General features: G+C 65.3%; 22 protein-coding genes and 1 pseudogene. 8 read left to right on the forward strand and 15 right to left on the reverse strand.

Annotated features, from left to right (window positions below; translation table 11 throughout):
• Positions 1 to 82 precede the first annotated feature (82 nt).
• Positions 83 to 1261, reverse strand: coding sequence for a polymer-forming cytoskeletal protein (locus tag AOC05_RS11480; RefSeq protein WP_062007338.1), 1179 nt, complete (start codon positions 1259 to 1261; stop codon positions 83 to 85).
• Positions 1262 to 1799: 538 nt separating this feature from the next.
• Between AOC05_RS11480 and AOC05_RS11485 the strand changes: the two genes are divergently transcribed.
• Positions 1800 to 2150: a hypothetical protein gene (locus tag AOC05_RS11485; RefSeq protein WP_157374971.1), complete on the forward strand. Its 351-nt coding sequence runs from the start codon at positions 1800 to 1802 to the stop codon at positions 2148 to 2150.
• Here the strand turns inward: AOC05_RS11485 and AOC05_RS11490 are convergent.
• The 5 genes and pseudogenes from AOC05_RS11490 to AOC05_RS11510 form a co-directional block, all read right to left on the reverse strand.
• Positions 2091 to 2513: a hypothetical protein gene (locus AOC05_RS11490; protein WP_197277823.1), complete on the reverse strand. Its 423-nt coding sequence runs from the start codon at positions 2511 to 2513 to the stop codon at positions 2091 to 2093. The genes AOC05_RS11485 and AOC05_RS11490 overlap by 60 nt on opposite strands.
• A 130-nt stretch (positions 2514 to 2643) precedes the next feature.
• Positions 2644 to 3852, reverse strand: a pseudogene (locus tag AOC05_RS11495) (ISAzo13 family transposase); the annotation flags it as partial.
• Between the two features lie 164 nt (positions 3853 to 4016).
• Entirely contained in the window at positions 4017 to 7532 is a 3516-nt protein-coding gene (locus AOC05_RS11500; RefSeq protein ID WP_082357948.1) for an ATP-dependent helicase, read from the reverse strand.
• A complete protein-coding gene (locus AOC05_RS11505; protein ID WP_062007341.1) occupies positions 7529 to 10840 on the reverse strand; it encodes an ATP-dependent helicase in 3312 nt (1103 codons plus the stop codon). The genes AOC05_RS11500 and AOC05_RS11505 overlap by 4 nt, the downstream gene beginning before the upstream one ends.
• Complete coding sequence (locus AOC05_RS11510; RefSeq protein ID WP_082357949.1) at positions 10837 to 11286, reverse strand: MGMT family protein; 450 nt, start codon at positions 11284 to 11286, stop codon at positions 10837 to 10839. Before AOC05_RS11510 ends, AOC05_RS11505 begins: the two co-directional genes overlap by 4 nt.
• An 84-nt stretch (positions 11287 to 11370) precedes the next feature.
• Here AOC05_RS11510 and AOC05_RS11515 point away from each other — a divergent pair, with 84 nt between their 5' ends.
• The 6 genes from AOC05_RS11515 to AOC05_RS20165 all read left to right on the forward strand — a co-directional run bounded on the left by AOC05_RS11515 (position 11371) and on the right by AOC05_RS20165 (position 15542).
• Positions 11371 to 12057 carry a 3'-5' exonuclease gene (locus tag AOC05_RS11515; RefSeq protein WP_062007342.1) on the forward strand — a complete coding sequence of 229 codons (687 nt, stop codon included), beginning with the start codon at positions 11371 to 11373 and terminating at the stop codon, positions 12055 to 12057.
• A 359-nt stretch (positions 12058 to 12416) separates the two neighbouring features.
• On the forward strand, positions 12417 to 13349 hold the full coding sequence (locus tag AOC05_RS11520) for an ABC transporter substrate-binding protein (RefSeq protein ID WP_062007343.1): 933 nt from the start codon (positions 12417 to 12419) through the stop codon (positions 13347 to 13349).
• 59 nt (positions 13350 to 13408) lie between these two features.
• Complete coding sequence (locus AOC05_RS11525) at positions 13409 to 14119, forward strand: amino acid ABC transporter permease (protein ID WP_062009685.1); 711 nt, start codon at positions 13409 to 13411, stop codon at positions 14117 to 14119.
• 3 nt (positions 14120 to 14122) lie between these two features.
• The gene (locus AOC05_RS11530; RefSeq protein ID WP_062007344.1) at positions 14123 to 14860 is read left to right on the forward strand and encodes an amino acid ABC transporter ATP-binding protein; all 738 of its coding nucleotides are present in this window, start codon (positions 14123 to 14125) and stop codon (positions 14858 to 14860) included.
• 68 nt (positions 14861 to 14928) lie between these two features.
• Positions 14929 to 15372 (forward strand): alpha/beta hydrolase fold domain-containing protein, encoded by a 444-nt coding sequence (locus tag AOC05_RS19455; protein ID WP_231687104.1) that lies wholly within the window; start codon positions 14929 to 14931, stop codon positions 15370 to 15372.
• Complete coding sequence (locus AOC05_RS20165; protein ID WP_062007346.1) at positions 15285 to 15542, forward strand: alpha/beta hydrolase; 258 nt, start codon at positions 15285 to 15287, stop codon at positions 15540 to 15542. The genes AOC05_RS19455 and AOC05_RS20165 overlap by 88 nt, the downstream gene beginning before the upstream one ends.
• A gap of 56 nt (positions 15543 to 15598) precedes the next feature.
• Here the strand turns inward: AOC05_RS20165 and AOC05_RS11545 are convergent, their stop codons facing one another.
• The 9 genes from AOC05_RS11545 to hemE all read right to left on the reverse strand — a co-directional run bounded on the left by AOC05_RS11545 (position 15599) and on the right by hemE (position 24846).
• Positions 15599 to 15889 (reverse strand): hypothetical protein, encoded by a 291-nt coding sequence (locus AOC05_RS11545; protein WP_062007347.1) that lies wholly within the window; start codon positions 15887 to 15889, stop codon positions 15599 to 15601.
• A gap of 102 nt (positions 15890 to 15991) precedes the next feature.
• Complete coding sequence (gene hemL / locus AOC05_RS11550) at positions 15992 to 17311, reverse strand: glutamate-1-semialdehyde 2,1-aminomutase (protein ID WP_062007348.1); 1320 nt, start codon at positions 17309 to 17311, stop codon at positions 15992 to 15994.
• A gap of 45 nt (positions 17312 to 17356) precedes the next feature.
• Positions 17357 to 18337 (reverse strand): porphobilinogen synthase, encoded by a 981-nt coding sequence (gene hemB, locus AOC05_RS11555; RefSeq protein WP_062007349.1) that lies wholly within the window; start codon positions 18335 to 18337, stop codon positions 17357 to 17359.
• A 16-nt stretch (positions 18338 to 18353) separates the two neighbouring features.
• Entirely contained in the window at positions 18354 to 19277 is a 924-nt protein-coding gene (locus AOC05_RS11560; RefSeq protein ID WP_231687105.1) for a uroporphyrinogen-III synthase, read from the reverse strand.
• The gene (gene hemC, locus AOC05_RS11565; protein ID WP_062007350.1) at positions 19274 to 20263 is read right to left on the reverse strand and encodes a hydroxymethylbilane synthase; all 990 of its coding nucleotides are present in this window, start codon (positions 20261 to 20263) and stop codon (positions 19274 to 19276) included. Before hemC ends, AOC05_RS11560 begins: the two co-directional genes overlap by 4 nt.
• A gap of 5 nt (positions 20264 to 20268) precedes the next feature.
• Positions 20269 to 21444, reverse strand: coding sequence for a ferrochelatase (locus AOC05_RS11570; protein ID WP_062007351.1), 1176 nt, complete (start codon positions 21442 to 21444; stop codon positions 20269 to 20271).
• Positions 21441 to 22151, reverse strand: a complete 711-nt coding sequence (gene hemQ / locus AOC05_RS11575; protein WP_062007352.1) for a hydrogen peroxide-dependent heme synthase — start codon at positions 22149 to 22151, stop codon at positions 21441 to 21443. Before hemQ ends, AOC05_RS11570 begins: the two co-directional genes overlap by 4 nt.
• 73 nt (positions 22152 to 22224) lie before the next feature.
• Complete coding sequence (gene hemG / locus AOC05_RS11580) at positions 22225 to 23751, reverse strand: protoporphyrinogen oxidase (RefSeq protein WP_231687106.1); 1527 nt, start codon at positions 23749 to 23751, stop codon at positions 22225 to 22227.
• Positions 23752 to 23784: 33 nt separating this feature from the next.
• Complete coding sequence (gene hemE, locus AOC05_RS11585; protein ID WP_062007353.1) at positions 23785 to 24846, reverse strand: uroporphyrinogen decarboxylase; 1062 nt, start codon at positions 24844 to 24846, stop codon at positions 23785 to 23787.
• A gap of 163 nt (positions 24847 to 25009) precedes the next feature.
• On the opposite strand from hemE, the gene AOC05_RS11590 reads away from it, so the two are divergent.
• The gene (locus AOC05_RS11590) at positions 25010 to 26383 is read left to right on the forward strand and encodes a glutamyl-tRNA reductase (protein WP_082358177.1); all 1374 of its coding nucleotides are present in this window, start codon (positions 25010 to 25012) and stop codon (positions 26381 to 26383) included.
• The last annotated feature ends 2 nt before the right edge of the window (positions 26384 to 26385 follow it).

Below are 26385 nucleotides of genomic sequence, written 5' to 3' on the forward strand. Positions count from 1 at the left end.
GTCTAGCCCAGTTGCGCCGCGATTTCTTTTAGCTGCTGAATTTATGGTGCAGGACACTGGACTGCCGTCGTGTCCTGCTGTTTCACAGCTCGCGTGGAGTGGTTTCGCTCTCAGCTGTGTCGGGGAGCGGTGCCAGTGCGATGCTGGGATCGACTTCGGGTTTGGTCCTCCAGGGTCGTTGGCTGTGGAACTCTAGAAGCTGGGCGCCCAGACCAAAGAAAACCATCGCAAGCCACACCACAATGTTCAGCCACGGGATATGCAGGGCAGTGATCAGGATCAGACCACCCACGAACGACTTCACTACCGGGTGCTGATCACCACGGAACAGGAGCCGCCCAATATAGAACGCTCCGTAGACGAACGTCGCGAGCGTCAGCGCAATCCAGACGAGGAAGCCAGCCAGTGCCAGGGGGGCGCCGATGATCGTTACCAGAAGGACTAACAGTGCCACAGGGACGGCGATGGATGCCAGGAACCCGACTAGTAGCGCTTTCCAGGGTGAGGGCATGAGGTGATAAGTGACCTGCCGTAGCCAACGTGGGAAGAGGAGGCCGGCAAAGAGGGTCACCAGGCTTAGTGCGACGAGAGCGTAGAGCAACCCGAGTAACCAGGCGATGAACGCGGCGCCAGGTGAACGGTCTTCGCTTGTTGATTGCGGTGGGTCGACGCGTTTCACTGCACCGTCGACCGCGCCCTGCGCGATTTGCCCTTCGGTGTCGCTGTAGTAGGTGAGGTTCCCGCCGACCGATCCGTCGATGCTGAGGCGATCGACGCTGACCAGCAGATCTCGGCCGACGTCGCCGGCGATCTTGAGATCACTGGCAGCCCCAACCAAGTCGTTGCCGAGCTTTCCGGTTTCGGTGATGATGATGCTGCCAGCGAAGATGGTTGCACTGCGCGAGACGTCGCCGCTGATCGTGACGTTCTGGCCGGCAAGCCGGATGTTGCCGCCAACAGTACCTGTGATTTTGATCGTTTGTGCCGCCGCGATCACGTCGCCGGTGACGTTGCCGCTGATCGTGACGTCCTGCCCGGAGGCATACACATCCCCGTTGACCACACCCGAGACGTCGACGAGTAGATCGCTGTAGAACTGAGGGCCTTCGCTATCGCTGGTCACGGCAGGGGCAGGTGCCGGTGCCGGGGAAGGGGTAGGTGTCGGGGCGGCGACAGCAGTGTCCATCCCGGCGAAGAAGGCCAGGAAGCCGAGCAATAAGACGGCGCCGATAGACTGATAAGTGGGGGAGAGAACTCTCATGTCGGTATCCTTCCAAGCCTGGATGACACATCTTCGAGGTGGCGTCCACACTAAATCCACGCGGTGGAAATGTATGTCACTAAGTAATGACGGCCTGTCGGGACGAACTCAGGCTCAGCCTATCCAGAGGCATTGACATCAGGCAAGAGGGCGGGCGTTGATCGTGTTGCCCCAACGAGCGGCTCGTTGCTCGGACGGGTGATCTAGGCCGCGGGCACTCGTCGGCGAAAGAGTGTCCAGAGGGGCCTCTCTGGATGGGGTGTATGACGGATCCATCGGTATCACAGCGGTGTCGGGGGCCGAGGCCGCTGAACAGTGCATGGCGGTTGAGGGATATCACATCTGTGATGTCCCCAAGTGGAACCCTTTGCGAACGACCCAACCTGTGCGTCATGGTGCCGGGGCGATATCGGCCACGACCCGCCCTGTCGTGTGGGAAAGGATTCGTTCGTGTTGCGCCTCCTGACGACACGTCCAGGGCAGTACTCTGCGCTAAAGCGAGCACGGCATGCAACGAAACATTCGGACGAGAATCGCGATGAGAGCCCTGATTGTCGTGGTCCTTTTTAACGCCGTTTCGGCCGTGGGAGGAAGCATCGCCATGTTGTTCACGAACGGACTTGGCATGCCGACGTCGTCCCTCACGAACAGCCCGTTCACGTCCTTCTTTCTCCCAGCGCTGATCCTGCTTGTCGTCGTCGGCGGCACGCAGGCTCTCGCGGCCGGGCTGCTTCTGGGGTACCGAGAATCTTCCCTGCTCTGGACTGCTTTCGCAGGGTTTGCAATGATTATTTGGATCCTGAAAGAGACCGTGATTATTCGTTTCTGCTCAGGTGACGGTGAGCTGGGTGTACATTCCAGCGCCGTAGTGGCCAGGGAGATTGCATAGCAACTCGTACCGGCGCGGCGCAAGGGTGATGCTCACCCAGCCTGAGCCTCCGGGCAGAATTCCCTGGCCTGCGCCTTCTGCGCAGGTGTTGGAGGCCTCCCCGAGGCTGCCCGTTTCGTCGAGCTTCCCGTCGCCGCCGATCGGGCGTGTGCCCACAATTTGAGGTTCGGGAAGGGGAAGAACGACCATTTCGTGGGTGATGCTTCCTCGGCTCGTGACGAGGAAGGACACACTCCCGTGTGGAACAGTTGCTTGGTCTGCTTGCAAGCGCATGACGCCGCCTGACATCGGTCCGCCACCGGTCATTGGTCCACCGCCGCCGCCCATCATGGGTCCGTCCATGTTCGTCAGGTTGATGTTCACTACCGTTCCAGAAAGAGTTGGCACCGTGCATGTCCCTACTGGTGGTCCTGGACCGCCCGCGGTGAACCCGCCTCGCAGCACACCTATCGTCACTAGGGGACTGCCAGTTTTTAACACGGGGTTATGGTGCTTTGTTGGGGTTGAGGGTGTAGTTCCATTCGCCGTGGAATTCGTGTCGGGTGATGGGCAGGGCTGCCATGGCGGTGTCGGCGATTCTAATCCCGGTCGGGTAGCTGTTGTCGTCGAGTTCGGCATGGACTTTCAGCCCGGTTTTGGTGGTTGTGGCACCGATGAGGTCGATGATGACCTGGTGGCTGGTCAGGGGGCGCCCGCGCCAATTCATGGAGATATGGCTGAAGAGCCTGTGCTCGATCTTGTTCCACTTGCTGGTTCCGGGCGGGAGGTGGCAGACGGTGATCGTCAAACCGGTTTCAGCTGCGAGGGTGGCCAATTCGGCTTTCCAAGCGCGCAGGCGGTATCCGTTGGAGCCGCCGCCGTCGGCGCAGACCAGCAGTCTCTTCGCACCGGGGTAGGCATTATTGCCGATCTGGGTATACCAGCGGCGGATGGTCTCGACCGTGAACGCCGCAGTGTCGTGGTCCGTGCCGACCGAGACCCAACCGTCATTGGCGGTGACGTCGTACACCCCGTACGGGTTGGCCTTGCCCAGCTTGGGGTCGGGGAAGTCGTGCACATTCACCCTGACAGGGTCCCCGGCAGGCCGCCATTGCGCCCCGCCGTTCTTGTAGAGGCCAACGAGTTCCTTCTTCTTGGTGTCCACGCTGATCACTGGCTGCCCGGCGGCCATGTGCTGTGCACTTTGGTCGTTGAGGTAGGCGAACTGGGCAGCGCGGTCCTCATGAGTGGCACCCTCCACCTGTTTCGCATTGCCCTGCAGGGAGAACCCCAGCTCATGGAGCAGGTTTGCCACCGTCCACGCCGAGACCTGGTGCCCGGAATCGCTCAGCACCCGGGCCAGGGTGCGCGTGGATTTCGTCGTCCACCGCAACGCCGACATCGGATCCCCGCGCTCTTCGGGCTCGACCAAGGCCAGCAGGGCATCCCCCAACCCGGGGTCAACGTCCGTTTGCAGCTTCCGACCGGCACCGGGCTAGCGGACCCGCACCGAGGGATCAACTCCAGACTCCAATTCGGCCACACCACGGGAGACCGTGGTCGGGCTGGCACCGGCCGCCCGGGCCACCAGCTTGATCCCGCCATGACCCAACACCCGGGCTTCAGCCCCCAGCAACAGGCGGCGCTGACGCTCATCCAAATGCGGCAACAACGAATCAAACTTCGCCCGCAAACTACCCTCAACCTCCACGCCAATCGCCATAACACAACGATACGGCCCAACAACACGAAACACCGGCTAATTTACTGGCAAACCCTTAGGGCACCACCGTCATGGTCGATGTTGCCCCCGATGTCAATGTTTGGGTAACCGTCTTCTCCACGGAGTGAGCCCGGGCCTGGACGAGCTCGAGCACCGCTGCGCCGTCACTGCGTGTACGCTCTGGTGACGATCGCTTCCAACTCCTTCTGGCCGGCCAGGTCCACCGGCCTGATCAACTTGTCCTGCCCCACGTAGTAAAACGCCGCCCTGACGTGTTCCAACGGCACCTCCTTCAGGCGCGACCAAGCCAACCGGTACACGGCAAGTTGCACGCCGCGAACCGCCAGCTCGGCCTTGGAGGGAACCTTGCCCGTCTTCCAGTCGATCAGGTCCCAGCCGCCGTCGGCATCCCTGAAGACAGCGTCAATGCGGCCGCGGACCACGACGTCGGCCACCCGGGTTTCAATGGGCACTTCCAGTTCCGCCGGTGTCCTGCTAGCCCAGGCCGAGTTCTTGAACGTTTCCTGCATATCGGCCAGGCCGTACGCCTCATCAACGTAGGCGTCGGCCCCCGGGGCTTCGTCGAAGTCCAGCTGGCCGGTGCTGCCAAAGAAGTCCTCAATCCAGGCGTGGAACGCGGTTCCCTTGCGGGCCGCCATGCCCGGTTTGGTGGGCACGGGCCGGCGCATGGCCCGGGTGACCTTCTCAGGATCTTCCCCCAGCGAAACGAGCCGGGAGGCGGAAATGTGTGGCGGCAATTCCACGCGCAACTGCTCAGATTCCACTAGTTCCTGGGCCAGCAGCACCGAAGTTTCCTTGCCCCAGCGCGGATTCTCCGCCAGGAAGGAAGCCGTGCCCGCCGCTGCGGCCGTGTCCGCCGCCCGGGACTCCAAGGCGGCACCTGCGGCGAGAACGGCAGCGGCCGACGCCTCCGACGCCGCACGCCGGCCAACCCGAGCGGCTACGCCGGCACGACCTTCAATCACGGGCCCGTTCAGGGGGTCGTAGGGCCAGGGGGCAGTTTCTTCCCCAGCGCTGACAGGGTTTTCTTCCCCCTCCTCGGGGTCCTCGAGCCATTGCCCGATCCTGGCGCTCTGCCGGGCACCCTCCGCCAGCGGCACCATCTCCCGCAGAAAGAGCGACGGTTCCAGCGGGGTCTTTGTGCTCCCCCACACGGTGGAGGAGCACATCAGGAAGTCCCGGGCCCGGGTGAACGCCACATAAGCTAGGCGTCGTTCCTCCTGTTCACCGTGCAGCTTCACGTCATCGGCAAACAACTTTTCATGCTCCAGCAGGGTCTTCAGATCGGCCACGTTTGTGTCCCACACGGGAAGATCGGCCCTGTCCCCGCGCAACGGCCACGGCAGCGACTTGGCCCCGGTTGTCCACCTGTCGGCGCGGGTGCTGGGGAACGCCCCGGTGTTCATGCCGGGCACGAACACCACATCCCATTCCAGCCCCTTGGAGGCATGGACTGTGAGCAGCTGGACGGCGTCGGGGTTGGTCTCCACGGCTGTCATCTCCAGCCCACCCTCCTCCGATTCGGCCGTTTCCAGCCAGGCCAGGAACGCGGCGAGATCCACGCGCTCGGCGGCCTGCATAAACGTGGCGGCCGCGTCGGAAAACGCGTCCAGATTGCGCCGGGCATGGTGGATGCTGGAGCCGGGCTTGGCGGCCAGCTCAATGTCCAGCAGCATGGTCCGCTCCACGACGCCCAGCAGGTTGGTCAGCTCATCCCCCACAAAGGTGCGCAGCACCCGCAGTTCGTCGCGCAGGGCCAGCAGCCGGGTCCTTGCGGTATCACTTAGGGGCCGGGCCGCCTCGGGCCAGTAGTCGGGACTCAGGTAGTCAAGGGCCTCCACTAGGGACGCGGCGTCGACGACGTCGGAGGTCACCACACGTTCCTCACCCACCTCCCCGACGGATTCCCCGGCGCCATCGGCGTCAACGGCCGCGGACGGGTCAAAGGGGAGATGGTTCGTCGCCGCATATGCCCGGCGCCGGGCCAGATACCGCGACCAGTCGGCGAAGGCCATCAGATCCGCCGGACCAATCCGCCAACGAGCCCCGGTCAGCAGCCGCATGAGCGCGTCCGAGCGTCCGGGGTCGGCGATGACCCGCAAGGTGGCCACCAGGTCCACGATCTCCGGCGTGGACAGCAGCCCGCCCAGGCCCACGATCTCGTAAGGGATCCCGTGCGCCTCAAACACCGACTGGAACCTGGCAAACTGTGCCCGGCGGCGGCACAGCACCGCCACCGTCATGGCCCCCTGGGCGCCCCTGTGGGAGCTGAAATCACCTTTCCGGGACAGGATCTCGGCGGCGATGGCCTCAGCCTGGTCCAGTTCGGTGCAGTAGCGGGCCAGCACCACTTCCCCATCCGGGGCTGCGGGCTTTTCTCGCAGCGGGGAAACCACCACCTGCGGCCCGGCCGCCGCACGTTCGGCAACCGTGAGCCCTGCCGCCAGTTTCGCGTTCGCCTTCCGAGTCTGCGCCGCCGTCAATTCAGCGGACATCACATTGGCCGCGTGCAGGATGTGCGCGGAGTTCCGCCACGCAATGGTGAGCTCGGCTGTTGGGGCGTAGCCGCCGTCGTGCTTGCGGAAAATCTCCGGGAAGCGGAACAGCTGGCCTGCCGACGCCCCACGGAAACCATAAATGGACTGGTGCGGGTCCCCCACAGCGGTGACAGGGTGGCCGCCGCCAAAGAGTTCGGCAAAGAGCTGCAACTGGGCGTGTGAGGTGTCCTGGAATTCATCCAACAGCACCACCTTGAACCGTTGGCGCTCCATCTGCGCTGCGTGCGGGACGTCATGGGCGATCTTGGCGGCGAGCGCCACCAAGTCCCCGTAGTCCAGGGCGTTACGCCGCCGCTTGGCCTCCGCATACCGCTGGACGAGGTCCACCACGGTGCCCCGCGTGCGCAGCACGTCAAGGAGTCTGCTGGCCGCTAGGGTGCGCGGCTTGGTGGTCTCGGCAATGTAGGGCAGAGCGTCGAACCCGGCCAGGTAGGCCTCAAGCTCGGCACGGACATCCGCAGGGTCCTGAAGGTGCTCGGCGCATTCGCCGGCCAGGTCCATGACCGACTGGATGAGGGTGGACTTGGCTGCGGTGAAGTGTTGGTGCTCGCCGTCGTGCGCTTCGACAACGTCGCTGGCCAGCTGCCAGGCCTCGGCGGCACCCAGGACCACGGCGTCACGTTCGATGCCCAGGCGCAGGCCGTAGTCGGTGACGATCCCGCTGGCATAGGAGTGGTAGGTGGAGACCTTCGGTTCCAGGGCGTCCTTGGCCGCGGCGGCCGGGGCCAGCTCCACCTGCCCAGACCGGGCCAGGGTGCCCAATTTGGCCAGTTGCCCCCGGATGCGGGCCGCCAGCTCACCGGCCGCCTTCCGGGTGAAGGTCACGCCGAGGATTTCCTCAGGCAAAACCAGCCCGTTGGCCACCAGCCACACCACACGGTCGGCCATGGTGGTGGTCTTGCCGGAGCCTGCGCCGGCAATGACCAGCAGCGGCTCCAGCGGGGAGCAGATGATGGCGGCCTGCTCCTCCGTGGGTGGGCGTTGTTCCAGGAGTTCGGCCAGTTTGAAGGGGCTCAGCAGCGGCTCCGGCAGGCTTGCTCCCTGGCCCGGGTCACTGGGCACGGCGCCGGCCCGTTCAGCATGATTGATGACGTTGCTCATTCGGTAATCTGTTTCCCCTCGCGGCACAACGGGCAAATAATAGGTAGGGGGCAGCCGCTGCGTTCGGTCCAGTCCGCACCGTGGCGGGCCGGGAACATGGCCTGGGCCATGAGCTGGGCGGCCTTGAGGACTTCCGGGGTGGCCCAGTCATCTTCCCCTGGATGCAGCGCGGCCTGGTCTTGGGTCGTCACCGACTTGGTGCTGTCTCCCAGAGGCAACAGTGCTGCCCCTCCCGGACCGGCCTGCGGAAATCCTGCCGCCGCGGCCGCAGCGGTGAACGCCCCGGCAAGCACCGCGGCCTGGTAGGCGCCAAGCTGGAGGTGCTTGGCCAGCTCGGCCTTGCTGGGTTTGTTGCGCCCTGTTTTCAGGTCGACGATGACCAGGTTGCCGTTGGCGTCGGCTTCGAGCCGGTCCACCTGGCCGCGCAGCCGGGCCACGCTAGGGCCCTCATCACCCTCACCGAGGGGCAGGTCCACCTCGAAGTCCAGTTCGACCCCAATGAGGGTCCTGCCCTGTTGCCTGGCATCCACCACGTACTGGGCCAGCTTGCGCAGCATTTCTTGGGCGCGTTCGTAGTCCTTTTGGCCTTCCCACGAATCGCCCATGCCCAGCGAGGGCCAGCGTTTTTTCAGTTCCGCCAGGTATTCGTGCCCTGCACCGTTGGGGATGTCCTGGGCGATGGCATGGATGAGCGTGCCCAGGCTGCGGGCAAAGTCCGTGGTGGCTTCACCTCCTGCAGCCTTCACAAACCAGTTCAGCGGCGACTTCAGCACCGCCTCAACTTTCGACGGTGAGACGGTGACAACGTCCCCTGCCGGCACGATAGGGGCGTCGGTGCTCAACGGCAAAAGCCCCCACCACTGCTCCGGCGCGGCGCCGGGCACCTCATTGAAGGCCAGCAAAGCCAGCATCCGGGCGGCCTCAAGCTCGGCATGCATCTCCGATTCCTGGCGCAGCTCGGCCACGAGGGAGCGCAGCGTCATGGGCCGGGGCACCTGCTCCACGGGCCGCACCGGGTATTGGGATTCGCCGCCGGAATCGGTCACCGGGATGTAGGGGGCGGCTAAGTCGATGAACTGTGAAGGCTGCAAATCGTGCCCCGATGCCGCGGTCAGAATCAGCTGGCGACTGGCCCTGGACATGGCGGCAGCGAAGCTACGCAACTCGTCGTAGCGGATGTCCCGCATCCGGGTGGCCGGGTCGATCTGCCGGGCGGCCAGTGTGCCACGTTCGAGCACATCCACCAGGAACTGGCTGCCCAACAGCTCGCCGCGCAACCGGGTATTGGGCCACACGCCTTCCTGCAGGCCAGCCACGATCACGACGGGCCATTCCCGTCCGGCGGCACTGGCCGGGGTCAGAATCTCCACGGCGTCGGACCGCTGGGCACGGGCGGCCAGGGTGTCCATAGGCAGTTCCTGACTCAGCAGGTAGTCAAGGAATTGTTGCGGGCTGGACCCTGGCAGCTGGTCGACGTACCGTTCGGCCGTCTGGAACAAGGCCATGACGGCGTCCAGATCCCTGTCTGCCCTAATTCCCGTGGGCCCGCCGCGCAGCGCCTGTGACTCCCAGGTGCCCGAGCACTCCGATGCCTCCCACAAGGCCCACAACACTGTTTCGGCATTGGCACCGGGCTCGGCCACGGCGGTTTTCCCGGCGGCCAGCATGGAAGCGATCCGCAGCGCGTTCCGCGCCTCCCAGCCGAGCGGGGCCAGTTTGCTGGAGTCGCCCAGCGCCTCAACAAGCAGTTCGTCGCTGGCGCGGCCGCCGCCGCTGTTCAGTTCTTGCTGCCGCAGCGCCTGCCGCAAACGGCGCAGGTGCAGCGCGGTGGACCGTCCCAGCCGTGAGGTCAACAGCGACACCACCAGTTCCGCGTCCAGCGCGCCCGGGTCCAATGCCACCCGGAACGCCTCCAGCAGGGGACGCGCCGCAGGTTCGTCGCGTACCGGGTTCTCGGCCACGGGCACCTTGACGGGAATCCCCTGTCCACTCAAATACCGTTGCAACTCGGCCAGCGCCGAACCGGTCCGCACAATCACGGCGATCTCGCTCAGGCTGTGACCGGCCAGGTGTTGCAGGTGCAGGATGCGTTCGGCCACCAGGCGCAACTCATGGACCTCGGAGGCGACCACGTGCGCACTGACGTACGACGCCGGACCCCCCATCTGTGCTCTCTCCCCTGTGTGGGGCGCCGGGCTGGGCGCAGCCTGGCGCACGCTGCCGGCTGGCCAGTGCAGCACCCGCGCCTTGTGCCCCCCGCGGGTTTGGGAGATCCTCTCGGCCACGGCCGTCCACGCCTTCGCCACCTCCGGGGTCATACGGTGCGAGGTGGAAAGGGAGAATTCCTGCACGGCAGCGTGCTCGGTGGCAAGAGATTCGCGCAGGGTGCCCACCAGGTCCGGCCGGGCGCCACGGAAACCCTGGACCACGGTGTCCGGGGACGCCGTGACGAGGATGTCCTTTCCCCCTCCCACCAACACCAACAGCTCGTGCACCGAACGGTTCGCTTCCTGGATATCATCGACCAGGATCAGCGAAAGCCTGGACCGCTCCTGCTCCAGGAATTCCTCGTCGTTGCGCAGCATGGTCGCGGCCGCGGTGATGATGCCGGCGGGGTCGAAGGAACCGGACTTTCCCCAGTCCACCACGTCCCTGTATTCCTGGTAGAGCGAGGCGGCCGCAACCCAGTCGGGCCGGTGGTTCTCCCGTCCCAGGGCAGCCAGGCCCTCTGGTGCGAGGTCGTATTCGATGACCCTGTCAAAGAGTTGGCGCAGCTCCTGCCGAAAACCCCTGGTTTCCAAGGCGTCTACCAGATCGGCAGGCCAGGGCGGCGGGGTGCCCAGGCCGAGCTTGTGCCCTGCCAACAAGTCCTTGATGGTCAAGTCCTGTTCGGGGCCGCTCATGAGCCGCGGAGGCCCCTCGATGTAAGGCATCCTGCCCTCCACCTTGGCCCGTCGCAGCAGGTCGAAGGCGTAGGAGGACCAGGTCCTGGCCGGGGACGTGCTCAGACTTCGGGTGAGCCGGGCACTGAAACCGTTGCGCAACCTCGCGGCTGCCAAGCGCGACGGGGCCAGCAGCAGGGCACCTGCTGGATCAACGCCGTCGTGCTCTATTCTCTTGACGGCTGCCTCAACCAGCACCGTGGACTTGCCGGTGCCGGGCGCACCCCAGATGAGTGCGGGACCCGTGCCCGGGGTCAGCTCCACCACTGCCTGCTGGTCAGGGCTCAGGGCGGGCGCGGCCGTGAGGGAGGCCAAGGGCGCCACCAGGGTCAGGCGGGGCAGGGAAATCTTGGCGGAGTTGCTCATGTGCTTAGTCCACCACGGGGCTCCGACATTTGCGCCTGAGTGTCCGACGGCGGGACCTCCGTGGCATGCAACAGCGGGACCTCCGTGGCATGCAACAGTGCAGCGATCGCATCAATACGCTCAAAGTCGGGCTCGGCCGGATTCCAGCGGGCGGCCGCCATGTCCACACGCCATGAAGGGTGCTCGCCGTCGGGATCCCCGCGCAGGGCGGTTGCTTCGGCACGGTAGTGCACCAGCGCGGTGGCGTCATGGCACAGGGGAGGCTGCCCGCCGGCCCGGATCACCCGCCACCACGGCACGGCGGAGCCATGGTGGGACATCACGGACCCCACCTGGCGGGGCCCCCCGCGCTCCAACAACGCGGCGATGTCACCATAGGAGAGAACCTTCCCGGCGGGAATCAGCTCCGTCACATCAAGGACCGCTTCAACATACTCAGCACTCATGATTCCAGCGTAGTTCCCCCACGGCGGAGCACGCCGCACCGGTGGCGCGGGCAAAGTGTCGGTGGTACCCGGTAGCGTTAGGACATGACTAGCTGGAGCATGCACCCCCGGGCCGCGTTTGACTTGGAAACCACCGGCAAGGACCCCCGCACGGCCCGGATCGTGACGGCGTCCATTGTGATGGTCGACGAAACTGGAACGGTGGCGGACACCTATGAATGGCTGGCCGACCCCGGTGTGGAAATCCCTGAGGAAGCCGCCGCCATCCACGGCATCAGCACGGCCCACGCCCGCGAAAACGGGCGCCCGGCCGACGAGGTGGCCGCGGAGGTGGGTGCCGTCCTAGCCACCTTGTTCGCCAACAACATCCCCGTCATCGCCTTCAACGCCAGCTATGACTTCACAGTGCTGGCCAATGAGGCCCGCCGGCATGAGCTGCCCCAAATCACGCCCGCGCCGGTCATTGACCCGTTCATCTGCAACAAGCATGTTGACAGGTTCCGCAAGGGCAGCCGCACCTTGGTGGCCCTGTGCGAGGAATACGGCATCAACCTCGACGACGCCCACACCTCTGCCGCCGACGCTTTGGCCACGCTACGGCTCGCGGACGCCCTGGCCGCCAAATACAGCTCCTTGAGAATTGACCTGGGCGATCTACACAACGCACAGGTGGATTGGGCGCGGGAGCAGGCCGCGGACTTCCAGCAGTACCTGCGCCGGGTCAAGGACCCGGTGGCCGTGGTCGAGGGCGACTGGCCGGTCCTGCCCTAACAACCACGCATACCGTGGGTGCACGCCAACGGTGAAACTCTTTCACCCCATGATCTAAATCACACCCAAAAAAATGGGCAGCTGGCGCCAAGGGACGCGTCAATACTGCAGTGCGACATGCCCCCAGACAGGGCCGCCACACCCAGGGGCGGGCATTATGCGTGGATTCTTTGGCTAAAATCAATTTTGTGACGCACTAGTTCGCACCCGCCACATTTTCGACGCGGATGACATAATTTAGTTCCGTGGGTTGAGTTCTGCTATGAATCTCCTGTGAGTTTGCCAAGAGCTCCCCACCACTCGCGAGACCCCGCCGTCGTGTTACCGGCGTGGGCACCTGAAATGAAAGTGAATGCTCCATGAAGAACTCATCCCTGAAGTGGCTCACCGCTGTGCCGGTCGCCGTCGCCCTGGCATTTTCCCTGGCGGCCTGCGGCGGCGCAGCCGACACCGGTTCCTCGGCCACACCCACCGACGCCCTCGCAGGCAGCGACCAGGTGTCGCTGGATAAGTACACCACCGCCGATGTCACGCCCCTGGACAAGATCGACACGTCCAAGCTGGGCCTGATCACCCCCGGGACCATCACCGTCGGTACGCTCTCCGATGCCCCGCCGAACATCTTCATCGACAAGGATGGCAAGTTCACCGGCTACGACAATGAGCTGCTGCGCGCCATGGCAGACAAACTCAATCTCAAGGTTGAGTTCAAGTCCACAGACTTCTCCGCACTCCTCTCGCAGGTGGCCAACAAGCAGTTCGACGTCGGATCCTCCTCGATCTCAACCACTGACTTGCGTCGCAAGAGCGTTGGCTTCACCAACGGTTACGACTTCGGTTATATGGCCGTGGTGGCCAAGACCAATTCAGCCGTCAAGGGCTTTGCGGACCTGAGCGCCAAGACCCGCATCGCCGTCGTCCAGGGCACCGTCCAGGACGACTATGTCACCAACACGCTCAAGCTGGAACCGGTCCGTTTCTCCGACTACAACACCGCCTACGCAAACTTGAAGAATGGCCAGGTTGACGGCTGGGTCGCCCCGTCCCAGCAGGCTACCGGCCAGGTCAAGGACGGCGACGGCACTGCCATTGTTGAGTCCGTCGTCAACACACAGAACTTCACTGCCTACGCAGTGACCCCCACGAACCAGCCGCTCACCGACGCCCTGAACTCGGCGCTGGATACAGTGATCACCGACGGCACCTGGTCCAAGCTGACCAAGGAGTGGTACCCCACCCGCCCCATGCCCGCTGACTGGACCCCCGGTTCCAAGGCAGCCAAGATCTCCTAAGGACTCTGCACGTGGACGCATACCAGCAGTTCCTTAAGACATTTTTTGATTGGAAGGCCATGGGGGACGTTATCCCCCAGATGCTGACCGTCGGATTGCCCAATACCCTGCTCCTGGCAGCGGTATCGGCAGTGCTTGGCTCCCTCCTAGGCCTGGTGCTGGCCGTCATGGGCATCTCCCGAAACCCGGTTCCCCGGTGGATCGCGCGCATCTACACAGACATTTTCCGCGGACTTCCGGCCATCTTGGTCATTGTGGTCATCGGCATTGGACTTGGTCCGATCATCCGGCAGACAACCGGCATCACCAGCCCTTTTCCGCTGGCGATCTTTGCCCTGACCTTGATGGCGGCCGCGTACATCGGTGAGATTTTCCGTTCGGGCATTCAAAGTGTTGACAAGGGACAGCTGGAGGCGTCACGGGCCCTGGGGTTCAGCTACGGATCCGCCATGATCCTGGTGGTGATACCCCAGGGCATCCGGCGTGTCCTGCCGGCCCTGGTGAACCAGCTGATCTCCCTCATCAAGGACTCGTCCCTGGTCTATCTGCTGGGCGTCACGGCGAGCCAGCGTGAAATCTACCGGGTGGCCAATGACTACGCGGCCAACTCCGGAAACATGTCGCCGTTGATTGCCGCCGGCCTGCTTTACCTGTGCCTGACTATCCCGCTCACCCACCTGGTGAACTTCATGGACAAGCGCATGCGTGAGGGCAAGAAGGCCAAGCCCGAACCCGACGATATTGCCGCACTTGTTGGAAAGGGCGCCTAAGCCATGAGCGAGTTCAAGTCAGGCTCCCTGACAGCTACAAACATCCACCTGGCGTTCGGCTCCAACAAGGTGCTGCGCGGCATTGACCTGCACGTTCCGCAGGGCACCACGGCGTCCGTAATCGGCCCCTCGGGCTCGGGCAAGTCAACGCTGCTGCGCGTCATGAACCGGCTGATCGAACCTGATCAGGGCGACATCCTGCTCGACGGCCGCTCGGTCTTGGCCGACAATCCAGACGAGCTGCGCCGTCGTATTGGTATGGTCTTCCAACAATTCAACTTGTTCCCGCACAAGACTGTGGTGCAGAACGTGTCCTTGGCGCTGAGCAAGATCCGCAAGATGCCCAAGGATCAGGCCCATTCCAAGGCCATGGAGCAGCTGGAGCTGGTGGGCCTGAAGAGCAAGGCCGACGCGCGGCCGGGGAACCTCTCAGGTGGCCAGCAGCAGCGTGTGGCGATTGCCCGCGCCCTGGCCATGGAACCAGAGGTGATGTTCTTTGACGAGGCCACCAGCGCCTTGGACCCGGAGCTGGTCAAGGGCGTTCTGGCACTCATGACGGACTTGTCCAAGGGTGGCATGACCATGGTTGTTGTCACGCACGAGATGGGCTTCTCCCGCAATGTCTCCGACACCGTGACGTTCATGGATGGTGGCGTGGTCGTGGAGACCGGTCCACCGGCAGAACTGTTCACCGAGCCCAAGACCGATCGCCTGAAGGGCTTCCTCTCCGACGTCCTCTAGTCCCCACCCCCTCCCACCACTCGCTGCGCTCGTGGCGGGTCCCTCGGGCGCGTGGGCCCAACACGGCGATGGACTGGGTGTCGGTGCACATCGGCGAATTTAGCGGGGACAGCAAGAGGATCGTGCTGGGCGGCGATTCCGCCGGAGGCCAGATATCTGCGCTCATGGCTGCCGCCACCTTCCGCCTGGAGCTGGCCCAGCACTATGCCCCGAAGTCCGCCCTGCGGCCGGGCCAGCTGCGCGCCCTGGTGCAGCATTGCAGCACCGTTGATTTCTCGGTGTTCTTTGACAAGGGCTTTGTCATGAGCCTGAACTTCATTCGGATGCTGCTGCCCCGTGAACACGCCGCCGCCCACCGGCAAGGGAGGTCCGCTCCCGACACGGCCCGGCCCGGCACCACACGCTGCGTGAGGCAGCCCACTACATGTCGCCGATCGAATGGCTGGATTCACGCTGCCCGCCGGTCTTCATCACCACCTCCGAACGGGACTTCTTTTACAACTCCAACATGAACGTCATTAGGCTTCTGGTCGAGCACGGCGTCAGCGTTGATTCCTTGGTCTATGACTGGCGTAGCACCAACACCGAGCACACCTGGCAGCAGAACTTCCGCTACCCGGAATCGCAGGAGGTTTACCGGCGCCTGGGATCGTTCATCACCAAGGTCACGGTGCCGGCCTAGCTTTAGACCCGTTCCAGCGTCTCAAACGGTCCCTCGGGAAGTTCGACGGCGATCCCCTACCCCGGGCGGACGGTGCCGCTCTGGCGGACAAAGCCCATGATGCCAGCCCTGCGGACTAGGGCGCGGTCGTCGTCGTAGCCCACCAACTCCTTGAGCAGCCCCGGCTGGAAGTTCTCTATCTGGGCGCACGGGTTCCGCAACCCGGTCACCTCCACCACCGTGCTCTCACCCAGGTTCAGCCGGGTTCCGCGGGGCAGCCCTAGCAGGTCGATCCCGGGCAACGGCTGCTTGCTGAAGCGGTGTGTGGAATCGGCGTGGGCGGCCAGGATGCGCGCGTTGTCATTCACGCGGCCAGTTTAGGCCACGCCCCCAACGCGAGAACGGGGCCAACCCGCGAGAACGGTGTAGCTTGTCGGTGCGTTCGCGGCTTGGCCCCGTTCTGGGCGCAGCTAGGCGGTGGCCGTGGCCGTGGCGGCTGCGGCAGCCTTGGCCGCGGCGGGGAGGGCGGCGAAGATCCGGTTCATGGCCGCATCGTCGTGGGCGGCGGAGAGGAACCATGCCTCGAACACGCTCGGGGGCAGGTACACGCCCGAATCCAGCATGGAGTGGAAGAACGGCGCGTAGCGGAACACTTCCTGGGCCTGCGCATCGGCGTAGTTGTGGACACCATTGGCCGAGGTGCCAAACGCGACGGAGAACAAGTTCCCGGCGCGTTGGATGGAGTGGTCCACTCCCTCGGCGGCCAAAGCAGAAGACAAAGCGGTGGACAGTTCCAGGGAGCGGGCATCAACAATTTCGTAAACGGAAGCGGTCGCCGCCGTCAGGGTTGCCACACCTGCCGCCATGGCCACCGGGTTCCCGGACAGTGTGCCTGCCTGGTAGACCGGGCCCAGGGGGGCCAGATGGTCCATGACGTCCGCACGGCCGCCCAGGGCCGCCGTCGGAAGCCCGCCGCCGATGACCTTCCCGAAGGTGAACAGGTCCGGCGTCCATCCCTCCGCAGCACCGGTCAGGCCCCAGTAACCAGCAGCACCCACCCGGAAGCCGGTCAGGACTTCGTCAAGGATCAGTAGGGCGCCGTGAGCGGAGGTGATGCGGGACAGCCCCGCATTGAAGCCCTCCCCCGGGGTCACCACACCCATGTTGGCCGGTGCGGCCTCGGTGATGACGGCGGCAATCTTGTCCCCATGGAGGGCAAAGGCGGCTTCGACGGCGGCGAGGTCGTTGTAGGGAAGCACCAAGGTTTCGGCGGCTGTCGCTGCGGTGACACCGGCGGATCCGGGCAGGGCCAGGGTGGCCAGGCCGGATCCAGCGGCGGCCAGCAGGGAATCGAGGTGGCCGTGGTAGCAACCGGCGAACTTGATGATCAGGTCCCGGCCGGTGAAGCCGCGGGCCAGGCGCACCGCGGTCATGGTGGCCTCGGTGCCGGTCGAAACCATGCGCAGGCGTTCGACGCCGGACACCCGCCCCTGCACCAGGGCGGCCAGTTCGCTTTCGGCGGGGGTGGAGGCGCCGAAGCTCAGGCCGTTGTCTACGGCGGCGTGAACCGCTGCCAGCACGTCGGGGTGGGCGTGGCCCAGAAGTGCCGGGCCCCAGGAGCAGACCAGGTCGACGTAGTCGCGCCCGTCAGCATCGCTGAGGTAGGCGCCCTTGGCGCTGACCATGAAGCGCGGGGTACCGCCCACGGAGCCGAAGGCGCGCACGGGCGAGTTCACCCCACCTGGCATGAGGGTCTTGGCGCGGTCAAAAAGTTCCTGTGAGCTGGTCATGAAGAAGTCCTTTGGGTCGGGGCGGGGCTGGGGAAGCCGGAGGGTTTAGTTTTCGCGCATCCAGCCGGCCAGCTCGGCCGCCCAGTAGCTGAGGATCATGGTGGCTCCGGCGCGCTTGATGCACAGCACCGATTCCTCGATCGCGCGTCGCCGGTCGATCCAGCCATTGGCCGCGGCGGCTTCGATCATGGCGTATTCGCCGGAGATTTGGTACGCGGCCACCGGGACCGGGCTCATGGCGGCGACGTCGGCTAGGATGTCCAGGTAACTCATGGCCGGCTTGACCATGATGATGTCGGCGCCTTCGGCCAGGTCCAGTTCCACCTCGTGTAGGGCTTCGCGGCGGTTGCCCGGATCCATCTGGTAGCTGCGGCGGTCGCCGTCGAGCTGGGAGTCCACGGCTTCGCGGAAGGGCCCGTAAAACGCCGAGGCGTACTTGGCCGCGTAGGCCAGAACGGACACGTCGGTGAATCCGGCGGCGTCAAGGGCCTCTCGGATCACCGCCACCTGGCCGTCCATCATGCCCGACGGCGCCACCACGTGGGCGCCTGCGGCCGCCTGGGACACGGCCATCTTGGCGTAAATGGCCAAAGTGGCGTCGTTGTCCACCTCGCCGTGCGCGTCCAGCACGCCGCAGTGGCCGTGGTCGGTGAACTCGTCCAGGCAGAGATCGCTCATGACAACCAGGTCATCACCTACGACGGCGCGCACGTCCCGGATGGCGGCATTGAGCACACCGAACGGGTCAATCCCGGCGGATCCCACGGCGTCGCGGGTGGCGGGGATGCCGAAGAGCATGATGCCGCCCAGCCCCAGCGCCACGGCCTCCCGCGCCGCGGACAAAAGTGACGACGTCGTATGTTGGACCACGCCCGGCATGGAAGTGATGGGTGCGGGCTCGCTAAGGCCCTCGCGGATGAAAACGGGCAGGATCAGGTTCGCCGGATCCAGCCGGTGTTCGGTGGCGAGGCGGCGGATGGCGGCGGTGGTGCGCAGCCTGCGGGGGCGGTGCTGGGGGAAGCTCACTGGCGTATCTCCTGGATTACTTGGTGTGAAAATTGTTGTGCGCGGCGTACAGGGCTTCCACGATCCCGCCGGGCGTGGGGTGCACGGCCGTGGCGGCGACGTTCATGCCCAGGCGCTGTGCCGCGGCCCGGGTTGGCGGCCCGATCGCTATGACCCAACACGTCTGCGGCAGCGGCGCCATAGTGGCGGCGACCCTTCGCGCGGCACTTCCGGAGGCCAGCACGACGGCGTGGATCAGTCCGGCGCTGATCTCTCGTGCCGCCTGGTCCGGGGTCAGCTGCGTGTAGCCGCCCCGGCGAGCCAGATCCCGGGTGGAGTGGGCCAAGACGGCCGTGAGCCGCCGGTCCGGAACCGCCGGAAAGTCGACCGTGCGGTAGGCCGTAACACCATCTACGGCCCAACCCCGGGCTCGGATCCCGTCCCCGAGGGTGGCTTCGGCCAAGTCCGACTGCGGCAGCAGGGCCCGCCCGCCGTCGGCAGTCTCCGGCCACAGCGTGAGCAGGCCGGCAGCGGACTGCAGATCCGTGGGTGCCAAGGTAGCTGCGACACCCTCCGCGGCCAGGACGGCCACGGAGGTGGGCCCGATCGTGGCCACCCGGGTGGTCTCCGGGATGAGGTCGGCCAGCGTGGTGCCTGCAGTCTCACACCATTGCTTCAACGCACGCACGGTCGTAATGGAACTGATGACGAGCCAGCGATACTTCCCGGCGGTTAGGCGGGCCATGGCCGCGCCCAGCAACTGCTGATCTGCCACCTCAAAGTCGATCAGCGGCACCAGGACCGGTTCCGCGCCGGCGGCGGCCAAGGCGTCGGCGAGTGCCCCAGCCCGGTCGGCGCTGCGTGTAATGGCAACCCGCAAGCCGGTGATTGAGCCCGCCGAAATCTCCCGGCCCTGGCTCTCCGGAAGAACACCCGGCCCGCCGTCGGACGAAACGCTCACTTCGCCGAGCCGGCCAGATCTGCCAGGTCCCCTGCGCCGCCGTCGAGCAGCTCCTCGGCGAGTTCAATGCCGAGCAGGGTTGCCCCCACAGTGGTCAGGCCGTCGGTGGCCTTCTTCACCCGCATGGTGCGGGTGCCGTCGAGGGAGTTGACCACGGCTTCCAGGAACAGCATGGAGCCCTTGCGGTAAGCGAAGGCGCCAACGGGTGCGCTGCAGCCGGCTTCCAAACGGGCCAGCAGCCCGCGTTCGGCCGTGACGGCCAGGCGTGTGTCGTGGTGGTCGACGGCGGCCAGCGCTTGGCCCAAAACTCCGCCCAGTTCGACGTCGGCCGTGCGGCATTCCAAGGCGAGCGCGCCCTGCCCGGGTGCCGGAAGCATGACGTCGGCTTCCAGGAACTCGGTGACGGTGTCCAGCCTTTCAATACGTGTCAGACCCGCCGCAGCCAGCACGACGGCGTCCAGATCCCCCACCTTGCCCGGCACCGGATCGCTCGCGGCATTACCGGGAAGGCCGGGCACCCGGGCCAACCGGGTGTCGACGTTGCCGCGAATGTCCACTATTCTCAGGTCCGGACGGGCAGCAAGCAGCTGCGCAGCCCGCCGCGGTGACCCGGTTCCCACGGAGGCGCCCTGCGGCAACTCCGTCAGGGTCAGTCCGTCCCGTGAGCACAACGCATCGCGGGCGTCTGCGCGCACCGGGACAGCAGCTAGCGTCAGGCCCGGAACTGCCACGGTGGGCAGATCTTTGAGCGAGTGCACTGCCACATCCACGCGGCCATCAAGAACCGCTGCACGCAGTTCTGCGGCAAAAACGCCGGTGCCGCCCATTTGCGACAGGGGTCCGGTAAGGATATCCCCGTCGGTCTTGATGGGGACGATTGGAGCGTCAAAACCTCCGACCGCCCTGAGCCTTTCAGTGATTTGCCCGGTCTGACTCAGGGCTAGCCTGCTTCCACGGGTTCCAATTTTCACAGTTTTTTCAGCCATGGAAGTTACAAACCACCTGCGGCCGCGGCGCCGGGCGCCACAAGGCCCACGGTGCTGCCCACTTCGGAGATGGCCGGCTTCTCCCCGCGGAAGTTCGCGCAGCAGCCGGGGTTGCAGACATCGAACCACGGGCCCAGTGCGGTCATGGCCGCGCGTTCTTCGATGTGGTTCTCGATGGTGCGCTCACAGATCAGGTCCACGAGCCCCGCAACAAATTTCTGGTGCGTACTCGGGGTCGGTGCCCGGTCAAAAACCAGACCCAATTCCGCGCAGCTTTCCTTCGCCTCGGTGTCCAAGTCCCAGAGGACCTCCATGTGATCGCTGATGAACCCCAGCGGAACAACCACCACACCGGCCACACCGGCGGCCGCCCGCTCAGCCAGTGCGTCGTTGATATCCGGCTCCAGCCACGGCACATGGGGTGCGCCCGAGCGGGACTGGTAGACCAGCGACCACTCCTGATCCGGGTCAACCCGTGCCATGATGGCCTCGGCGTTGGCAAGGTGCTGGGCGACATAGGCCGAGTCCTGCTCAAACACCAGCGGCTGCAGTTCCGAACGGCCTGCGGCTTGGGCATCTCGGGTCGGAATGGAGTGGGTGGCGAACATGACGTGCACAGGCGCACCGGCCTTGCCGGCGGCGGCCAGCTCCGCCCGGACGCGGACCAGTGAGGCCGCAGTGCCCTCAATGAAGGGCTCCACGAATCCGGGATGGTCAAAGTACTGGCGGACCTTGTCCACGGCGAGCTTGCCGTCCAACCCGGTCTCCGTCAGTGCAATACCAATGTCCTCACGGTACTGGCGGCAGCTGGAATAACTGGAGTACACGCTGGTGGTGAGCATCAGGAGTCGGCGGTGACCGGCGTCGTACGCCTCCTGGAGCACGGCAGGGATGTAGGGATCCCAGTTGCGGTTACCCCACAGCACGGGCAGGTCAATGCCACGGGCAGCCAGCTCGGCCTCCAGTGCGGCCTTGAGCGCGCGGTTCTGGGAGTTAATGGGGCTGATGCCACCATTGGCGCGGTAGTGGTGGCTGACCTCTTCGAGGCGCTCATCAGGGATGCCCCGACCACGGGTGACATTGCGCAGGAACGGGATAACGTCCTCCTGCCCCTCGGGCCCACCGAAGGAGGCCAGCAAGATGGCGTCATACTGGGCTGGCTCAACTACTCGATTTTTCATTTCAGCACCTCGGCTACTTCAGCGGCATCAATGCGACGGCCCGTATAAAATGGAATTTCATCGCGCACATGCAGGCGGGCGTCGGTGCCACGCAGGCTGCGCATCATGTCCACCAAGTCGGTCAGCTCATCGGCTTCCAGACCCAGCAGCCATTCCCAGTCGCCGAGCGCAAAGGCGGAAACTGTGTTGGCCAGGACCTGCGGGTATTCGCGGCCCAGCATGCCATGGTCGCGCAACATGCGGGAGCGGTCTTCGGCCGGCAGAATGTACCAGTCGTAGGAGCGCACAAACGGGTAGACGCAGACCCAGCTCTTGGGCTCGTTGGGGCCCATATAGCTGGGTGCGTGGCTCTTGGCGAACTCGGCCTCGCGGTGCACGCCCATGGCAGACCAAGCGATCTCGGCGTTGGCGAAAAGTTCGGTGCGTCGGATGCTGCGCACCGCCTGCTGCAGGCCCTCGGGCTTCGGGCCTACGAGCCAGATCATGACATCGGCGTCGCTGCGCATGGCGGAGACGTCGTAGGCGCCACGTAAGGTGATGTGCTCCTGGGCGAGGGAGGCCACCAGTGCCTCAAAGGCGGCGACCGCGCCCTTGCCTGCTGTGGAGGGGCCGGTACGCTTAAATACCGTCCATAGGGTGAACGGTGTGACCAGGGCTGTGGCGGGCTCGGAGGTTTTGGTGACAGATTCAGCGAATGTGTGGCTCATGCGTTCCAGTGTGCACCCATCTGTCTTAAATCTAAAACCCAACTTCTCTACAGAGTGTAGAAAGTGAGGGAGATCACTTGATTCTGGTACCGTCAATGACGGCCCTCACCTGTCTGCGCGTGCCCGAAACCACGGCTGCCAACCCGTTGCCGGACATCCAAGCACCCGTCAAGCCCAACCCCGGCTGCTGGTTCGCCAGGGCATGAATCTGGGCTATTTTTTCCTGATGCCCGACGGCGGCGAACGGCAGCGAACCCGTCCACCGGACGACGTCCGCACCCAACACGTCGGCGTCGGTGACGGACACGCCGAGCAGTTTTGTGGCATCCACCAGCGCCGTCGCGATCAGATCCGCGTCATTTTCCGGGCGTGCCACAAGCCGAACTGCGTCGGCGGCCGCTACACCTGCCCGCCCGTAGGAGAGCCGCAGCACGTGCGTGCCCGGGCCGGTGGAATCGGCCAGCCAGTCCCACTTGGCTGTGGCGTGGGTGAGCGCCTTGGCGGTGATCCCCAAAGTTTGCGGGGCCACCAGGACGCCCGTGCCGCGGGGCTTGGAGTCAAGCTCTGGAACGTCAACCACCAGCGTGACAAGACGGATGTCGGGCCCCGGAACCGGGGCAAAGTCCAAGAGTTCTGGCACGTTTGGGCCCAGCAGTTTCACCGCTGTGGGCCCGTCCGTGGCGACGACCAACACGGCGGCGGCTTCCACACCGCGATCTTTTCCACACTCCCACTCGACACTCCAGTGGGCGGGTGCTCCGCCGTCGTCCTTGGCCTTGCCAGCGCCCATGGCGGGGCCAACGTTGTGGTGGATGGCAGTGATGGCGTGGCCCGAATGCAGCGCCACCCCGGCTTCGCGCAAGTGCGCCACCAATGCGTCCACCAGCGTGTGCATACCACCGGCAAGCCCGGCCACGGCCGATCCGGGCTTGGCATCTGCGGACCCACCAACGCGCAGGGCTGCCACGGCAGCCGCGAGGGAGCCATGTTGGCGAATCCCGGCCCGCAGCCCCGGTGCCACCATGTCAATATCCAATACTTCGGCGTCGGCCGAGTGCACCCCCGCCACAACTGGCGCCACCAGCCGTTCCAGCACGCGGCGGCCCATGCGCGCCCGCACCAGGTCCGCCACGCTGGACGCCGCCTCGGAGGTGCCCACGCTGGTCGGCATGGTGGCGTCCAGGGACGCCCGCAAAATACCGGCCTTGCCCAAGGCGGCCCGGACCTCGGGGGCGTGAAGGTCCGACGGGATGCCCAGGATCCCGGTGCGGGGCAACGGGACGGGACCCTCCGGCAGCCACACCCAGGCACCTGAGGGGTCAGGGCTGACAATGTGGGCTGAAAGGCCCAGCTCCGCCACCAAATCGGCCACGGCTGTGCTGCGGGTGGCAAAGGATTCCGCCCCACTGTCCAGCACCACCCCGGCCACCTCGTGAACGCCCACGCAGCCGCCCCAGGTGGGTGCGGCGTCGTACAGGCTCACCTGGTAGCCGGCATCCTGCAGGTCCTTCGCGGCGAGCAGCCCGGAGATGCCACCCCCCACCACTAAGGCCCGATTCAGCGCAGGCGTGTGCGTTCGAGGGTGCTTGTTCATCTCCATGGGTTCTCCTTGCGCTGGGCGGGCTTGGGTAGGTTACGGTTCGATCGAGTGGATCAGTTCAACCAGACGGGTCAGCACGGCCGGATCGGTCTCCGGGGGGACGCCGTGGCCCAGGTTCAGCACGTGTCCGGGCGCCGCCGAGCCTGCCGCGATGACGTCGCGGACGTGCGCCTCGAGCACCTCCCACGGAGCGCTGAGCAGTGCGGGGTCGATGTTGCCCTGCAGCGGCACCTTGCCACCGAGGCGGCGGTTGGCCTCATCCAGCGGCAGTCGGTAGTCCACTCCCATGACGTCCACGCCCACGCCGTACATGGCGCCCAGCAGCTCCGCGGTGCCCGTGCCGAAGTGAATCAGGGGTACGCCAAGATCGCGTACATGGTCCAGCGCCCGGGACGACGCCGGGGCCACATGGCGGGTGTAATCGGCGAGTCCTAGCGAGCCCGCCCAGGAGTCGAAGAGCTGGCCGGCGCTGGCACCCGCCTCGATTTGGGCGCGCAGGAATTTTCCGGAGGCGTCGGCTGCCCAGTTCAGCAGGGCGCCCCACGTTTCCGGTTCGGCGTGCATCATGGTGCGCGGGCCCAGATGATCGCGGGTGGGGCGGCCCTCCACCATGTAGGCGGCGACCGTGAACGGGGCCCCGGCGAAGCCGACGAGCGGGGTACTGCCTAGCTCGGCCACGGTCAGCGCCACGGCCTCCCTGATCGGATCCAGTGCCGCGTCGGTGAGCTCGGGCAGCATAGCCACGTCCTCGGCTGTGCGGATCGGCTTGTCCAGGACAGGCCCCACGCCGGGGACGATGTCCACGCCCACGCCGGCCAGCTTGAGCGGGATCACGATGTCGGAGAAGAAGATGGCGGCGTCCACGCCGTGGCGGCGCACCGGCTGGAGTGTGATTTCCGCGGCCATGGCGGGCTTGAGGCACGATTCCAGCATGGTGGTACCCACCCGCAACTCACGGTATTCGGGCAGGGAGCGGCCGGCCTGGCGCATGAACCAGACAGGGCGACGGCTGGGCTTTCCACCACGGTAAGCGGTGATCAGCGGTGAGTTGGCGGTGCGTCCATCCATCAACGGATGAGTTGGGATCAGTGTCATGGCACCACCCTACAGAGCAAACCTTGCAAGTTTTTGTGCACAAGCTGTCGCCAATACAAGGTCACGCATCCGAGGCTGAGTAACGAGGCTCACATCGATTTACTGACGAATTCAGTCATCTTGTCCATAAACACCCATGTTAAGGGTCTACGATATTGGCATTGTGGTTCTTTTCTCTCTTGTTGCCTCGCACTCCACCATTGACTTGGAAACCGTTGCCCGCCTAAGCGCCGGGGCCGCGGCGGTCAGTTCTGAGGTGGTGGCCGCCGACAACGCCGTTGCCGGGCTGGTCACCCTGGCCACCTGCAACCGTTTCGAGTTGTATGCCCAAGCCCGCAGCGCCGACGACGTTCAGGCTGCCCGCAGCGCTCTCGTTGCCGCCGTCAGCACCCACTCCGGGCTGGCCGAACACCAGGTCTCCAACGCCCTGGCCACCCAGCAGGGAACAGCGGTCCCCCGGCACCTTTTTGCCGTCAGCACCGGGCTGGATTCGGCAGTGGTGGGGGAACGCGAAATTGCCGGGCAGGTGCGCAGGGCTCTGGGGTCCGCCCAAGACCAGGGCACCAGCACGCCGGCCCTGGTGCGGCTTTTTCAGGCGGCTTCCAAGACGGCCAAGGAGGTGGGCGCTCAGACGGCTTTGGGCCGGCGCGGCATGTCCATAGTGTCGGTGGCCCTGGACCTCGCCGCCGAACTCCAAGACGCCGCATCACCTTTGGCTGGCGCGTCCCCCCACGCCATCTCACCCTTGGCCGGAAAGACGGCCATCCTTTTTGGCACCGGCGCCTATGCCGGGGCGGCCATGGCCCAACTGGCCCAACGTGGTTGTTCGGATATCAGGGTCTATTCCGGGTCCGGACGGGCGGAAACGTTTGTTGGCTCACGCGGTGGAACGGCCCTCACTGACGCCACCTTGCCCGGCGCCCTGGCCGACGCCCACCTTCTTCTGGGGTGCAGCGGCTCGGACCGGCAGGTCGCGGCCGGTGATTTGGCACAAGTGCGCCACAACCTTTCCCCGCAGTTGACGGTGATTGACCTGGCCCTGACCCACGACTTCACCGCGGACGTCGCCGACCTCCCGAATGTGGATCTGCTGACCCTAGAAACCGTACGGCAGGCAGCGCCCGCGGAACAGGAATCCACCCTGGCCGACGCTGCCGCCCTCGTTGCCAATGCTGCAGAGAACTTTGAACAAGCCCAGAACGCCCGATCCCTGGATCACGCCATCGTAGCCCTGCGCCGGCACACCATGAGCGTGCTGGATGATGAAATCGCCAAGGTCCGCGCCCAGCATGGCTGCACGGCAGCCACCGCCGAGGTGGAATTTGCCATGCGCCGCATGGTCAAGCAGTTACTTCACGTGCCCACGGTGCGTGCCAAGGAGCTCGCCGCGGCAGGCGACGCAAGCAGCTACATGGCAGCACTGGATGCCCTCTATGGGATCAAGGTGGAACCGGCGGCCGTCATCAGAGACGCCGCCACGGTCAGGGACGGCATTACAGTCCTGGATGGCACACCTCCGGATGCCGCCTCCGCCTGAGC

This window comes from Arthrobacter alpinus (assembly GCF_001294625.1).
Taxonomy (GTDB): domain Bacteria; phylum Actinomycetota; class Actinomycetes; order Actinomycetales; family Micrococcaceae; genus Specibacter; species Specibacter alpinus_A.